This is a genomic window from Streptomyces sp. NPDC020780, assembly GCF_044334475.1.
GTDB lineage: Bacteria > Actinomycetota > Actinomycetes > Streptomycetales > Streptomycetaceae > Streptomyces.
Genome location: NZ_JBIRTB010000016.1, coordinates 110,599 through 125,168 on the forward strand (window position 1 = coordinate 110,599; position 14,570 = coordinate 125,168).

At 73.5% G+C, this 14,570-nt stretch carries 7 protein-coding genes; 1 reads left to right on the forward strand and 6 read right to left on the reverse strand.

All coding sequences use genetic code 11. The features are described from left to right. Positions 1-107: 107 nt before the first annotated feature. The 6 genes from ACH4VO_RS27105 to ACH4VO_RS27130 all read right to left on the reverse strand — a co-directional run bounded on the left by ACH4VO_RS27105 (position 108) and on the right by ACH4VO_RS27130 (position 13,048). Positions 108-1,745, reverse strand: a complete 1,638-nt coding sequence (locus ACH4VO_RS27105; protein ID WP_360997239.1) for a succinic semialdehyde dehydrogenase — start codon at positions 1,743-1,745, stop codon at positions 108-110. A gap of 151 nt (positions 1,746-1,896) precedes the next feature. Beyond that, entirely contained in the window at positions 1,897-3,564 is a 1,668-nt protein-coding gene (locus tag ACH4VO_RS27110) for a serine/threonine-protein kinase (protein WP_360997237.1), read from the reverse strand. A gap of 99 nt (positions 3,565-3,663) precedes the next feature. Further along, positions 3,664-5,364 carry a serine/threonine-protein kinase gene (locus tag ACH4VO_RS27115; protein ID WP_360997235.1) on the reverse strand — a complete coding sequence of 567 codons (1,701 nt, stop codon included), beginning with the start codon at positions 5,362-5,364 and terminating at the stop codon, positions 3,664-3,666. A 114-nt stretch (positions 5,365-5,478) separates the two neighbouring features. Next, positions 5,479-8,439, reverse strand: a complete 2,961-nt coding sequence (locus ACH4VO_RS27120) for a protein kinase (RefSeq protein WP_398441541.1) — start codon at positions 8,437-8,439, stop codon at positions 5,479-5,481. 384 nt (positions 8,440-8,823) lie between these two features. Then, the gene (locus ACH4VO_RS27125; RefSeq protein WP_360997231.1) at positions 8,824-10,911 is read right to left on the reverse strand and encodes a protein kinase; all 2,088 of its coding nucleotides are present in this window, start codon (positions 10,909-10,911) and stop codon (positions 8,824-8,826) included. Positions 10,912-11,341: 430 nt separating this feature from the next. Further along, positions 11,342-13,048: a glycerol-3-phosphate dehydrogenase/oxidase gene (locus ACH4VO_RS27130; RefSeq protein WP_360997229.1), complete on the reverse strand. Its 1,707-nt coding sequence runs from the start codon at positions 13,046-13,048 to the stop codon at positions 11,342-11,344. A gap of 257 nt (positions 13,049-13,305) precedes the next feature. Here ACH4VO_RS27130 and ACH4VO_RS27135 point away from each other — a divergent pair, with 257 nt between their 5' ends. Continuing rightward, positions 13,306-14,568, forward strand: a complete 1,263-nt coding sequence (locus ACH4VO_RS27135; protein WP_360997228.1) for a nucleotide sugar dehydrogenase — start codon at positions 13,306-13,308, stop codon at positions 14,566-14,568. Positions 14,569-14,570: the final 2 nt, after the last annotated feature.

The window sequence follows — 14,570 nt, forward strand, 5'->3', positions numbered from 1 at the left end:
AAGAGACAGAAAGGATCAGGAAGATGCGGGGAAGAGCGGGCGGGTGCCGAAGCGGATGAGGCGCGGGACGGGGTGCCGCCGAGGGTGCGGCACGCCCGTCCCGGGGTTCAGCGCAGCCGGAAGGCCTTCATCGCCTTGAGGCTGCGGCTCATGAATGCCGCGTACCTCTCGTCGTCCATCCCGAAGGCCGGCGCGAGCGGCATCAGCCGCTGCTGGGCGACCGTCTGGGCCTCGGTGTACTTGAGGATGCCCTCGGACCCGTGGCGCCGGCCGAGGCCGGAGTCCTTCATGCCGCCCATCGGGGACTGGACACTGCCGTAGGCGGGCGCGTACCCCTCGTTGATGTTGACGGTGCCGGTCCGCAGCCGGGCGGCGACCCGGTGGCCGCGCCGCGCGTCCCTGGTCCACACGCTGGAGTTGAGACCGTACGGCGTGGCGTTGGCGAGGGCGACGGCCTCGTTCTCGTCGCTGAAGCGATAGACCGAGACGACGGGGCCGAAGGTCTCCTGGGTGCAGACGGCCATGGGCGCCTCGACGCCGTCCAGGATCGTCGGTTCGTAGAACAGCGGGCCGATGTCGGGCCGGGCGACGCCGCCCGCGACGAGGGTGGCACCCTTCTCGACGGCCTCGGCGACGTGCCGGGTGACGGTCTCCAGCTGGCGTTCGCCGACGAGGGAGCCCATGTCGGCGCCGTACGCCAGGGAGCTGCCGAGCCGCATCGCCTTCGTACGGGCGGCGAAGCGCTCCAGGAAGGCGTCGGCGACGGACTCGTGGACGTACAGCCGCTCGATGGAGATGCAGAGCTGGCCGGCCGAGGAGAAGCAGGCGCGGACGGCGCCCGCGGCGGCCTTCTCCACGTCGGCGTCCTCCAGGACGAGCATGGCGTTCTTGCCGCCGAGCTCCAGCGAGACGCCGACGAGCCGGGCGGCGGCACCCTGGGCGACCTCGCGGCCGGTACGGGTGGAGCCGGTGAAGGAGACGTAGTCGGCGTGCCTGACGACCTCGGGGCCGACGACCGGGCCCTCGCCGAGCACGACCTGGAACACCTCGGCGGGCAGCCCGGCCTCGATCAGCAGGTCGCGGGCCCACAGGGCGGTCAGCGCGGTCTCCGTGTCGGGCTTCATCACGACGGCGTTACCGGAGACGAAGGCCGGCAGCGCGTCGCCGACGGAGAGTTCGAGGGGGTAGTTCCAGGGGGCGATCTGGCCGACGACGCCGCGCGGCTGCCGCAGCTCGGTGACCTTGGTCAGGGTCGGCACCACCCCGGTGTGCCGCTTCGGCTTCAGGTAGGCGGCGGCCCCGCGCCCGTAGTGCCGGGCCGACACGGCGACGGCCTGGACCTCCTCGTGGGCGTGCAGCCGGGCCTTGCCGGTCTCCAGCTGGATGAGGTCGAGGACCTCGGACTGGCGCTGGAGGACCAGGTCGTGGAAGCGCAGCAGTACGGCGGCCCTGGCGCGGACGGGTGCCGCCGCCCAGGCGGGCTGGGCGGCGCGGGCGCGTTCGTAGGCGGCGGCGACGTCCTCGGGGGTGGACTCGGGGAGATCGGCCAGCTTCGCCCCGGTGAAGGGGGTGTGGTTGGCCGTGCGCCCGGAGCCGACGACGCCGCGGGTCAGCCGGGCGACCACCTCGGGTGTCACCACGTCGGCCGCGGTGCGCACGCCGGCGGGGGCGGCGGCCACCGGGTTCGTACCGACGCGGGTGCCGGGGGCGGCGGAGGTGGTCGTGGAGGCCTGCGAGTCCGTCATGTGGGCGAGAGTATGTCCACCCGCCCGCTTTGGGTACCCGTCGGTAACAGGTTTTCACAGACCCCGCCACACCCCGCCGCCGGCCCCGGCGACCCGGCCAGTGATCACTGGCTACATAACCGCTGATCAGGGGCTATCTGCCGGTGGCGGGTCAGGAGCCGTGAATCTTCAGGCGCTCGGTGACCTCGTCGTAGATCTCCTCGCCGTCCTTCGCCGCCTGGCCCGCCGCGGGCATCCGCACCCGGACGTGCCAGTACGGATCGCTCTCGGTCTTCCCCGGGATCAGGAGCTCGTGAAAGCGGTACCGCAGCGGCTCGTCCTCGCTCGCGGTGTAGGGGGTGTACTCCACGACCATGTCGAAGGCCGTGCGGCCCTGGTGCTCGGTCTTCGTGGACGTGACGGTGGCGTCCTTCATCTCCGTGGTGCTCGCCCCGCCCTTCTCGTAGTACGTCTTACGGGCCACGGGGTCGGCCCCCGGCTCGTCCGCGTCCGCGCCGATGGCGTCCTCGTCCGGCAGCCCCCGGTGCCGGAAGTCGATCTCGAAGACGCCACTGGGGTCCTTGTACCGGACGGCGTCGCCGTCGTCCCCCTGCTCGCGCTGGTACTCCTCGGGGACCGCCACGTCCGCCGAGAGCACCTCGTTCTCCGGTCTGATCTGCCAGCCCTCGGGCGTCCCGCCACCCGTGAACGGGTTGGCGAGGAGCAGCACCAGCGCCAGGGCGACGGCGAGCACCGCGCCGCCCAGCCCGAACTGCGCGGCCCGGTTGCCGTGCAGCACGGGAGGCACCCAGCGGCTGCCGCCCGAGGAGCCGTCCCCGTACTGCGGGGTGAACTCCGGGGCCGGGGCCGCCGCCACCGCCTCGAGGGCCGCCCGGATCTCGGCGGGAGCGGGCCGCGCGGCCGGGTCCTTGCGGAGCAGCTGCATGACGAGCGTCCCGAAGGCGCCGGCCCCCCGGGCCGGCATCTGCGGCTCCGCCGAGAGGACCGCCTGCAGGGTGGCCGGCGTGTGGGAACGGCGGTACGGGGACATGCCCTCCACGGCCGCGTAGAGCACCACGCCCAGCGACCACAGGTCCGACTCGGGGCCGGGCAGCCGGCCCAGCACCCGCTCCGGCGAGATGTACTCGGGCGAGCCGACGAAGGCGCCCGTCTCCGTGAGCCGCTGCTCGCCCTCGACCTGGGCGATGCCGAAATCGGTCAGGACGACCCGGTTCTCACGCCCGAGCAGCACGTTGTCCGGCTTGACGTCGCGGTGCAGCACCCCGGCCCGGTGCGCGGCGGTGAGCGCGCCGAGGACGGCGAGGCCGATCCTCGCGGCCTCGCGGGGGTCGAGGGTGCCCTCCCGCAGCCGGTCGCCGAGCGACTGGCCGTTGACCAGTTCCATGACGATCCACGGCTTGCCGTCCTCGACCACCACGTCGTGCACGGTGACGACGCTGGGATGGTCGATCCGGGCGGCCGCACGGGCCTCGCGCTGCATGCGCAGATAGACGTTGGCCCGCTCGCGCTCCCCCAGGTGGTCCGGCACCCGCGGTTCCTTGACGGCCACCTCGCGGTCCACCACGTCGTCGTGCGCCCGCCAGACCGTCCCCATGCCGCCGTGCCCGAGCCGCCCCGTGAGCCGGTACCGGCCGCCCAGGACACGTTGGGGCGCGCCCTCCGGGTGCGGTTCGGTGACGGTCGGGGTGGGCCCGTACGCGGCTCCGGGCGGTGTCTGCGGCGGCACCGGAGCCGGCCCCGGTGCGCCGCCCTGCGGGGCGTGCGGCGGCCGGAGCTCGTAGCTGGTGGGCTCGTTCGCCCGTCCCCCATCGTGGTTCATGGGCACATCCTGGCGAAACGGGCCGCGAGTTGCCACAGGGACGCCTCACCGGGTGCAGAGCCGTGACAGTCGGACAGGCGACGGACGGCCCCGGTGCGCCTACTGCGGCGGAGGCTGCCAGCTGCGGAGCATCGTCTCGAAGCGTTCCCGGCTCTCGGCCCAGTCCTCCTCGGGACCCGTCATGTAGATCGCGTACTCCGGACCGCCCGTCTCACCGAAGTACATCTGGTCGATCCCGTGGCGCGGCCCCGGGTGGTCCTTGGACTCGACCCAGGTGAACTCCCAGAGGGAGCCGGGCCGGTCGCGGAAGACGTTGGAGTGCAGGGTGAGCCGCTGGTAGCCGGGCAGCCGCACCGCGAGGTCCTTCTCGATGCCCAGCATGTGCATGTACGAGTTGTCGAAGTCGGGCTGCGGATCGACGCTGAACCGGATGCGGTGCGCCCCGTTGTCCGGGGTGTAGTCGATCTGGCCGCCGTCCGTCTGCCGCGTCCAGCCGTCGGGGACGGCGATGCTGAAGCCCTCCGGGTCCTGCACCCGGTGCCAGCCGTCCGGTACCTCCTTCACGGGCTGCGCGTCTCCGCCCGGCAAGCCCGACGAGCCCGACGAATCCGACGCGTCCGGCGAGGGTCCGGAGTCCGAGACCGAGGGGGAAGGGCCGGGCTTCTCAGGGCCGGCGGCGGACCGGTCCTCCGAGCCGTTGTCCGTACCCCCGCCGTTGTCCACGTACTTCATCGCGAGGAGGCCGGCCGCCCCGCCGATCAGCGCGGCGACCGCGACGACGAGCGCGGCCGTACGCCACCGGCCCCTTGTGCGCCGGGTGGTGGGCACCGTGGTGTGCGGGGCGGTGGGCGGCGGGGGCAGGGGATGGGCGAGGTGGGCCGTCGCCCCGTCGGGGGACGAGACGGCGCGCAGATCCTCCCCGGACATCCGCTGCGTGGGCACGTGGGCCTGCGCGGCGCGGGGCTTGCGGCCCTCCATCGCGTCCAGCAGCATCCGCTCCGTCTCCTCGGCGGTCGGCCGGTCCGCCGGGTCCTTGCGCAGGAGCGCCGTGATCACGGGTTCCAGCGCGCCGCCCCGCAGCGGCGGTGGCGGTTCATCCGTGACGACGGCCTGCATGGTGGAGATCGGCGACGAGCGGCGGAAGGGCGAGCGCCCCTCGACGGCCGTGTAGAGGGTGGCGCCCAGCGACCAGAGGTCCGAGGCGGGGCCCGGGTCGCCGCCGCGTACCCGTTCGGGTGCCAGATAGTCGATGGAGCCGACCAGTTCGCCGGTCCTGGTGATGGTGGAGTCACCCTCGATCGCGGCGATCCCGAAGTCGGTGAGCAGCACCTGCCCGTCGCGGGCGAGCAGGACGTTCCCGGGTTTGACGTCGCGATGCAGCACCCCGGCGCCGTGCGCGGCCCGCAGGGCGCTCAGGACGTGCAGGCCGATCCTGGCGGCCTCGCGCGCCTCTACCTCGCCGCTCTCCTTGGTCGCGTCGGCGAGCGAGGGCCCGTCGACGTACTGCATGACGATCCAGGGGCGGTGGTCGTACTCGATGACGTCGTGGACGGTGACGACCCCGGGGTGGGTTATCCGCGCCGCCGCGCGCGCCTCCTTCTGCGTACGGGCGTGCAGCACCGCCCTGTCGGCCTCGGCGGCGTACAGCCCGGCGGTCAACTCCTTGACGGCGACGGTCCGGTGCAGCACCTCGTCCTGAGCCCGCCAGACCTTGCCCATGCCCCCACGACCGAGAACCTCACCGAGCCGGTACCGCCCGGCCAGTACGATTCCCGCTCCCGTGCTCTGCGCGTGTTCCACGTGTGTCCCCGCCCCATTCCTTCGAACGACAGGGTACGGAGAGGGGCGGCCCGGCGTAACCTCGCACCGCCCACGAGACCGCACTGTGATGCTTGCCCGTGTGCCGACTACGTGTCAGGACGTCACGCGATACGTGGAGATGGCCTGTTCGTAGATCTCTGACACCTTGTCACGCTCGTTCTCCGGGCCGATCGCCTGGATGATGTGGTACCTGCCGTCCACGATCATGACCAGGTTGCGGACGTACACCTCGCGCCCGCCGCTCTCCTGCCAGGTGAACTGCCCTTCGGCCATGGCCTGCCGGCCGACGTCGACCCGGCGCAGGCCCGAGGACGTGGCCCAGCTCGACTCCCGGAAGGGCGTGAGCTCGGGTTCGCCGCTGCGCTGGTAGTCCAGTGGGTCGGCGCCGTTGGCCTTGACGGTGTCCCTGCCGGGTACGACGAGCACGCTGAACCCGTCGCTGCCGTAACGGATCTGACGGTCCGCGTTGGCCGGGCTGCGCTGCCACTCCTTCGGGACACCGATCTCGAAGCCCTCCGGGTCCTTGCGCAGCACATGGCCGGGGGCGAGGGTGGCGGCGGAGTGGCTGGTCTGCGGTTGCTGCGAGCCGGAGGAGCCCTCGGAGCCGCCGGACGACGCGTCCGACGCGCTGGCCTCGGGCGCCGGTCCGGCCGGTGCCTCCGGGGCGGAACCGGAGGGCCGGGGCTGCGACCCGGTCTTCGTGCCCGGTCCGGATCCTTCCTCGGGCATGAACATCACGGCGTAGGCCACGGCTGCGGCCGTCACCAGCAGGATCAGGACCAGCAGCAGCCGGCCCAGCCGCCGCGGCGGCTGGGCGCCCGGGGCCGGCTGACGCAGCACCTTGGGTTCCTTGGGCGCCCGGGGGGCGCGGGGCGGCTTCTCGTACCGCTGGGGCCTGCCCTGCCGGTGGCGGCCGTGCGCGGTCCCACGCCCCCGGCGCCTGCGCACCAGTTCGCCCCTGCGGCGCACCACGGGCAGGCGGGCGGCGTCGGCGGGCGGCAGCGGCACCACGTCGGTGCCCGCCTCGGGCTCCGGGGCCGAGCGCACGAGTGAGCGCATCCAGCCGCGCAGCTCCTCGAAGTCCGGCCTTTCCGTGGGGTCCTGACGCAGCAGCGACTCGACGACGGGGCGGAGCGGGCCGCAGTCCTCCGCGAACGCGGGCGGCTCCGCACAGACCATCTCGACGAGTTCGGCCGCGTTCTCCTCCGGGTAGGGCGCGTGGCCCTGCACGGCACGGTAGAGCAGGGCGCCGAGCGCCCACAGGTCGGTGGACGGGCCGATGGGCGGGGCCAGCTGCCAGTTGTCGTGGACGGGCCCGGCCTGCTCGGGCGCCCAGCGCTCCGTGACGGCACCGACCACGGCGATACGGGCCTGCCGGGCGCGTTCGGCGGCGAGGGGGGTGGCGGGGCCACGGTAGGCGGGGGTGTCGCCGCCGGAGGCGACGACCGCGTCCCATCCTCCGGAGGGCGCCCGTGCGGCCACCGGCTGCGGCAGCCGGTCCCGGCCCTCCGCGGGCGCGCTGCCCGGGCGGCGGGCGTCTGCGCGGAGCGCGTCCTCGCCGGAGTAGCCCGATCCGCCCGCGGGCACGGGGCGGCCGGCACCGGGGCCGTCGTCCCACGTGCCGGCGAGGTGGACCCATCGGGCGGGGGGCAGGAGGCCCGGGCCGTCGTCCCCCGGGTCGTCGTCCTCGTCCTCGCCGTCGTACGCCTCGTGCTCGTCGTACGCGTCGTCGTGGACCGAGCCGTCCGGGGCCCCGGCCGCGGGGCCCCAGGGGCCGGCCGGCCGCTGCTGCCCCCCGGCGGGCGGTGCCGCGGGCTCCTCCCGCGAGGGGGTGCCGTACGGCAGGGTGCCGTGGAGCGGAGGCTCCTCGTATACCGAGCCCCGGTACGCCGGGGCCTCGTCGAACGGGGCGCCGTGATGCCCGTCGCCGTACGGCCGGGCCTCCCGGAGGGCGTCGCCGTGCGGGGGGATCCGGTCGGCCGCGTCGCCGTAGGGCGCGTCCTCGGCCGGCCGGCCCGTACGCGACGGGTCCTCGCGGGGTGCGTCCTCGCCCGGCCGACCGCTCTGCCGGGCGGCAGGCGGCAGGCCCTGGTCGGCCCGGGCCGCCGCGCGGGCACCCGCACGGTACGCCGCGATGGCTCCGGCACGGGCCGCACGCAGCTGCGCCGCGCTGCCCGCTCCGGGCTCCACCACGGGCACGGCGGGTCGCGCGGGGCGGGGGACGAGCTCCTGCCCGCTCCGGCCGCCGTCCTCCTGGTCACTCACCGGGCCGGCGCCCGGGTCGTTCTCCCGGTCCGCCCCGGGCGGGCGCACCGCCTCGATCCCGGCGTAGGGGCGGGCCGCCGGCACCCCGGCGGAGGTCTCCTCGGGGGCGGGCAGCGGGTCGGGTGCGGGCGGCGGCTCGTACGGGCCGGTGGGGCCCGTCTCGACCGCCGGGGGCCCGTACGCTCCCTCGTCCTCGGTGTGCGGCACGGGAGCGTACCCGCACAGCGCCTCCTCGGCGGCACCGGCCGCCAGACCGGTCAGCACGACACGGCCGTCGTCGCAGACCAGGACCGTGCGGACGGTGATGTTGCGGTGGGTCCAGCCGTGCGCGTGCAGCACCCGCAGAGCGGTGAGCACGTCGGAGCCGATCTCGGCGGCACGGTACGGATTGAGCGGGCGCTCGGCGAGGAGCGCCGCGAGCGGCCTGGCGGCGACCAGTTCACTCACTATCCACAGCGAGCCCGCCTCGGCGAACACGTCGAAGACCTGGTCCAGCCGCGGATGGTCGGGTACCTGGGCCGCCGCCTGGGCTGCCTCGATCGCCCGCCGGACCGCGGGGTCCGTCGACCGGCGCACCGTACGTCCGGTGGCCCGCCTGGCGGTCGCCGAGGGACCGTCGGCGTCCATCACCTCGGCATCCACGACCTCCGGCAACGGCACCTGGCGAACCAGGACTTCCTGCCCGCTGTAGGTGTCGAACGCCCGGGTCTCCACCAGCTCGTACGCATCGGACGGGGGCAGCGGGAGGCGGTAGCGGTCGGCGAGTACCCGACCCGCGTAGTCGTCCACGACACCTCCCCAGAGCGCGCTGTCCCCCGGTCACGAAGACCGCTCACATCCGTCAAGCACGGTCACGTGCTGTGCAGTTACCCCGTGATCCCGGCTGCGTACCGTCCTCGGCCTCTCACCATACGGGGCAAGTGGCGGCCGTGCTGCCGGGTCGGCGCAACCCGGCCGCACAGGGCACACCCAGACGTGTTCCGCACGTCCCGTCCGCCCGGTGGCGCCTGGTACGCACACGCGCCGCGCTGCCGGTGTCAGCCTGATACAGCGGGTGTCGGGGGGCCCTTCCGCCCGGGGACCACACCCACCGGACGCTGCCGGGCCTGCCCTCCGGCCGGACGACGCACCCTGCGGAACACCCCACGCGTCACCCTGTGCGGTCAGCGCATGTCAGTCGGTGGGCTCGAACGTGGCGAACGCCGTCTCGCGCAGGGTCCGGCACTCCTCGCCGTCCCACTCGTCCGCCCGGCAGCTGATCATGATCGAGTAGCCGTGGGTGGCGTCGGCCTTGAATCCCCGGTTGAGGACACGGATCCTCTTGCCCTGCTGATTGCGCGTGAACTCCCAGTCGGCGACGGTCGGGTAGCCGTTGTACTCGACCGGTTTGATCCGGATGTGCTTGTAGCCGTCACTGAGGCTCTTGGTGGCCCCGACCGCCCCTTGCCAGGCGGCTGCCGCGTCGTCCTTCGGTGAGGAGTTGTAGTCGACCTGGACGCGCGGGAAGCCGCCGTCGGCGTTGTAGATGCCACCCGAGTTCTGGCCCGCTATGCCGTCGAGCCGGAAGTCCGCGGGCATCGCCATGGTGAAGTGGAACCGCTTGCCGGTGACCTTCTTGTACCCCGCGGGCAGCCCGTCGCCGGCCGGGGCATCGCTCTTGGGAGTGCCCGAAGGGTCCTTGGACGCCTGGCCCTTGTCCTCTTCCTGCCCGTCCTTCGCACCGTCGTCCGTGCCACCGCCCTTGCCGCTGTCCGTCTCCTTGCCGGACCCGGAGTCGGTGCCCGCGCCGCCGTCGGCCGACGCGGGGCCGCCGCTCCCGGCGCTGCTGCCCTGCTCACCCCCGTCGTCGCCGAGGGTGAGCGCCAGGACGGTGCCCAGCACGGCCAGGACGACGACCCCGGCGATGACCACCAGTGTGCGGCGCGGTACGACGTCGGTGATCGACGCACGGGCCGGGGAGGACGCGCCCGCCGGACGCGGCGGTATGCCCTGCCCCGGGGCGGAGGCCGTGGCCATCGGGGTCTTCGCGTTCCGTACGGAGCGCAGCGCGCCGCGGAGCCGCTCCCGCGTGCTCTCCCCGGTCGCGGTGCCGGGGGCCGGGGTCGAAGCCGAACCGGCGGGTGTCGCGGCACCCGCGGGGGCTCCCGGCCCGGCGGGTGCCGCGGAGCCTGTAGGTGTGGCGGAGCCTGTGGGTGTCCCGGAGGCGGCGGACCTGCCTCCCGTCCCAGGACGGGGGCCCTGCCCGGAGGCGCTTTTGACACCGGCTCCCGCGGCCCCGGCGGCGGCCGCGCCGGAGGCCTTCCTGCCGCCGCTCTTCGGCCCCTTGGCTTCCTGGGGGGCGGTGATCGTGGGCAGTGTCATGACCTGGGTGCGGTCGGCCGGCTCCTCCGCGGGCCGCCCCGGCTGCTCCGGGGCGTTGATCACCGCGTTCAGCAGGACACGCGCTCCCGCGTCGTCCAGCCGCTGTTCGGGGTCCCGGGTCAGCAGGCCGTAGATGACCTCCGTCAGCGGGCCGGCGTTCTTCGGCGGATCGACCGGCTCCGTCATCACGGCGGTCAGCGTGGCGATGGCCGATCCCTTGTCGTACGGCGGACAGCCCTCGACGCTCGCGTACAGCAGTCCGCCGAGCGACCACAGGTCGGCGGGCGGCCCCGGCTTGTTCCCGCGGGCCCGCTCGGGCGAGATGTACGAGGGGGCGCCGACGAGCATGCCCGTGGAGGTGACGGAGGGGTCTCCTTCCACCTGGGCGATCCCGAAGTCGGTCAGGACGACCCTGCCGTCCTCGGAGATCAGTACGTTGGACGGCTTCACGTCGCGGTGCAGGATGCCCTGGCGGTGCGCCGAGCGCAGCACGTCGAGGATGGCGAGACCCACCTCCGCCGCGCGTCTCGGTGTCAGCGTCCCGTCCTCGCGGATCACCTCGGCGAGCGACTTGCCCTCGATGAGTTCCATGACGATCCAGGGCCGGTCGTCCTCGTCGACCACGTCGTAGACCGTCACCGCACTGTTGTTGCGGATCCGCGCGATCGCCTTCGCCTCGCGCAGCGTGCGCGTGATCAGCCGGCGCTTCTCGTCCTCGTCGATGGCCGTGGGGAACCGCAGTTCCTTGACCGCGACCGTGCGGCCCAGCGTCTCGTCGGCAGCGCGCCAGACCGTGCCCATGCCGCCCCGGCCGAGCACCTCCCCGAGTCGGTACCGCCCCGCGAGGAGACGTCCGTCCTTGTCCCGTTGGGGCTCCCGTGCCTGCTCCGCCTCCGACATGCGTCCCCTCTGCGATCAACCCGCCCTGGCAGAGCGTTCATTGTCCCTCACCCCGGGACCGGTCATGGTCCCGGGTCCGGGGTCGGCCACGAGGCGACCGGTGGGAGGAGCCCCTGCCACGCCCGGTCCCCGCGCGCTTCCCGGCCTCTCGAGGTCCGGACTCCGCTCGTCCCCGGAACGGCGAGCCTGCCCGGCGAACCGCGACCCGCCCCCGCATCGTCCTCCGTTTCCCGGCCCTTCGTCGAGGCAGGACCCCTGAAGCGGCCCGCCGGGTGCCCCCCGACTGTCGCGCACCGAGCACCACCTTCGCGGCGGACGGGCCGGGCGCGGTGCCGGGTGGCCGCCCCGGTGCCCTGCCCGGCCTGACCGGGCAGGGCACCGCCGGAAGCGGAGCTCTCCCCGGACTGCCCGGGCGGGACCGGACCCGCCGTCAGATCGGCACGATGTCAGGCGCGCCCAGCCGAGCCGCGTCCGCCGTCAGGTCGTCCGGCTGCCGCTGCGACTCCCGCTCGGCCTCCACCCGCTTGCGGTAGTGCTCGACCTCGCGCTCGATCCGGCCCGTGTCCCAGCCCAGCACCGGCGCCATCAGGTCGGCGCATTCCCGCGCGCACCGGGTGCCCCGGTCGAAGGTCTCGATGGAGATGCGGGTCCGGCGGGTGAGTACGTCGTCGACGTGGCGGGCCCCCTCGTGCGAGGCGGCGTAGACGACCTCCGCGCGCAGGTAGTCCTCCGCCCCCGCCAGCGGCTCGCCCAGCGAGGCGTCGCCCTCGACCAGCTCGAGCAACTCCTCGGCCATCGAGCCGTACCGGTTGAGCAGATGCTCCACCCGGACGACGTGCAGCCCGGTGCGGACCGCGATCCTGGCGCGGGCGTTCCACAGGGCGCGGTACCCCTCGGCGCCCAGGAGCGGGATGTCCTCCGTGACGCAGTCCGCCACCCGCTGGTCGAGCCCGTGCACCGCCTCGTCCACGGCGTCCTTCGCCATCACCCGGTACGTCGTGTACTTACCGCCTGCGACGACCACGAGTCCCGGCGCGGGGTGGGCCACCGTGTGTTCCCGCGAGAGCTTGCTCGTGGCGTCCGACTCGCCGGCCAGCAACGGCCGCAGCCCGGCATAGACCCCCTCGACGTCGTCCCTGCTCAGAGGGGTGTTGAGGACCGAGTTGACGCGTTCCAGCAGGTAGTCGATGTCGGCGCTGGAGGCGGCCGGGTGTGCCTTGTCCAGGTCCCAGTCGGTGTCCGTCGTGCCGACGATCCAGTGCCGGCCCCACGGGATCACGAAGAGCACGGACTTCTCGGTGCGCAGGATCAGGCCGGTCGAGGAGTGGATGCGGTCCTTCGGGACGACCAGGTGGATGCCCTTCGACGCACGCACGTGGAACTGGCCGCGCTCACCGATCAGCGCCTGGGTGTCGTCCGTCCACACGCCGGTGGCGTTGACCACCTGCTTGGCCCTGACCTCGTACTCACCGCCCTCCTCGACGTCCTGCACGCGCGCGCCGACGACCCGCTCGCCCTCCCGCAGGAAGCCGACCACACGCGCACGGTTGGCCACGTGCGCGCCGTAGCCGGCGGCCGTGCGCACGAGTGTGGCCACATAGCGGGCGTCGTCCATCTGGGCGTCGTAGTACTGCAACGCGCCGACCAGCGCGTCCTTCCTCAGGGCGGGCGCGACCCGCAGGGCGTGGCGGCGTGAGAGGTGCCGGTGCACGGGCAGCCCGCGGCCGTGGCCGGAGGAGACCGACATCGCGTCGTACAGGGCGACGCCGGAGCCCGCGTACAGCCGCTCCCACCCCTTGTGCTGCAGGGGGTAGAGGAACGGCACGGGTTTCACCAGATGCGGGGCCAGCCGCTCCAGAAGCAGCCCGCGCTCCTTCAGCGCCTCCCGGACGAGCGCGAAGTCCAGCATCTCCAGATAGCGCAGCCCACCGTGAATCAGCTTGCTCGACCTGCTGGACGTCCCGGCCGCCCAGTCGCGCGCTTCGACCAAACCGGTCGTCAGTCCTCTGGTGGCCGCGTCCAGAGCCGTCCCGGCGCCGACCACGCCCGCTCCCACGACCAACACGTCGAGTTCGCGCTCGGCCATCGCGGCCAGCGCCTCGGCGCGCTCCGCGGGTCCCAGTGTCGCTGTCCTCACTGCTGCCTCCCGGTACTCCTGGTGGATCGGGGTGCTACGGCGCGGGGAGCGGGGCCGGCCGGGGAGCCGGGCGTCCGTGCCCACCACTCGATTCTGTCCGCGGTCCACGACTTCAGCCACCGCCTGTGGACAACACCCGGTCGACGGGAGACACAGAATGCGACATATAGGTCATATTTACGCCTATTCTGACATAGCACTGTCCCCAGCAGTTGCGCTTTCTGTCTTCTTGGTCTTAGGGAAGGACGGCCCTCGACATGCCCGCAGACCTCGCTGTCATCGGACTCGGTCACCTCGGCCTGCCCCTCGCCCAGGCGGCCGTCGGCGCCGGGATCCGGACCGTCGGCTACGACACCGACCCGCGCCCCTTCGCCGAACTCTCGGCGGGCCGTACACCGGTCGAGGGATCCCTCAGCGCCTCGGACATCCGCCGGATGCTCTCCGGAGGCTTCCGGCCGACCGACGACCCCGCCGAGGTGGGCCGGGTCCGCACCGCCGCCATCTGCGCCCCCACCCCGCTGGGGCCCGACCGCACCCTCGACCTGGGCGCCGTGACCGACGCGGCCCGGGCACTCGCCGCCCGGCTGCGCCCGCACACCACGGTCCTGGTGGAGTCCGCCGTACCGCCCGGCACCACCGAGAACGTCGTACGGCCGCTCCTGGAGCAGGGCTCGGGTCTGCGCGCCGGGCGGGACTTCCACCTCGCCCACTCCCCCGGCCGCCTGGACCCCGGCAACCGCGTACACGTCTACACCAACACCCCCAAGGTCATCGGCGGCCTCACCCCCGCGTGCACCGAGTCCGCCGCCGCCTTCTACGGCCGCCTCACCGACAAGGTCGTCCGGGCCCGCGGACCGCGCGAGGCCGAGATGACGAAGGTCCTCGAAACCAACTTCCGGCACGTCAACATCGCGCTGGTCAACGAGATGGCGGTGCTCTGTCACGACCTCGGCGTCGACCTCTGGGACGTCATCCGGTGCGCCGAGACCAAGCCCTTCGGCTTCCAGCCGTTCCGCCCCGGCCCCGGTGTCGGCGGCCACGGCGCCCCCGTGGACCCCGGCTACCTCCCGTACAGCAGCCGCACACCGGGCCACCCCCTGCGCATGGTCTCGCTGGCCAAGGAGATCAACGACCGGATGCCGAGCTATGTGATCCAGCGGTGCGCCACACTGCTGAACGAACACGGCAAGTCGGTCCGCGGAGCCCGGGTGCTGCTCCTCGGGGTCACCTACAAGCCGGACCTCGCCGACCAGGAAGCCTCACCCGCCCGCGAGATCGCGACCCGGCTGATGGACATGGGCGCGCAGATCGGCTACCACGACCCGCACGTCCTGGACTGGCGGGTGCGCGAACAGCCCGTTCCCCGCGCCGACTCGCTCTACGAGGCGGCCGCCGGAGCCGATCTCACGGTACTGCTCCAGCACCACCGCACGTACGACCTCCAGGGCCTCGCCGTGAAGGCCCAGCTCCTCCTGGACACCCGGGGAGCGACCCCGGCGGGAGCCGCGCACCGGTTGTAGGC

Coding starts and splice junctions, on each gene's coding strand:
- ACH4VO_RS27110 (WP_360997237.1), bottom strand. CDS start 3,564: ATGAACCACGATGGGGGACGGGCGAACGAGCCCACCAGCTACGAGCTC.
- ACH4VO_RS27105 (WP_360997239.1), bottom strand. CDS start 1,745: ATGACGGACTCGCAGGCCTCCACGACCACCTCCGCCGCCCCCGGCACC.
- ACH4VO_RS27125 (WP_360997231.1), bottom strand. CDS start 10,911: ATGTCGGAGGCGGAGCAGGCACGGGAGCCCCAACGGGACAAGGACGGA.
- ACH4VO_RS27135 (WP_360997228.1), top strand. CDS start 13,306: ATGCCCGCAGACCTCGCTGTCATCGGACTCGGTCACCTCGGCCTGCCC.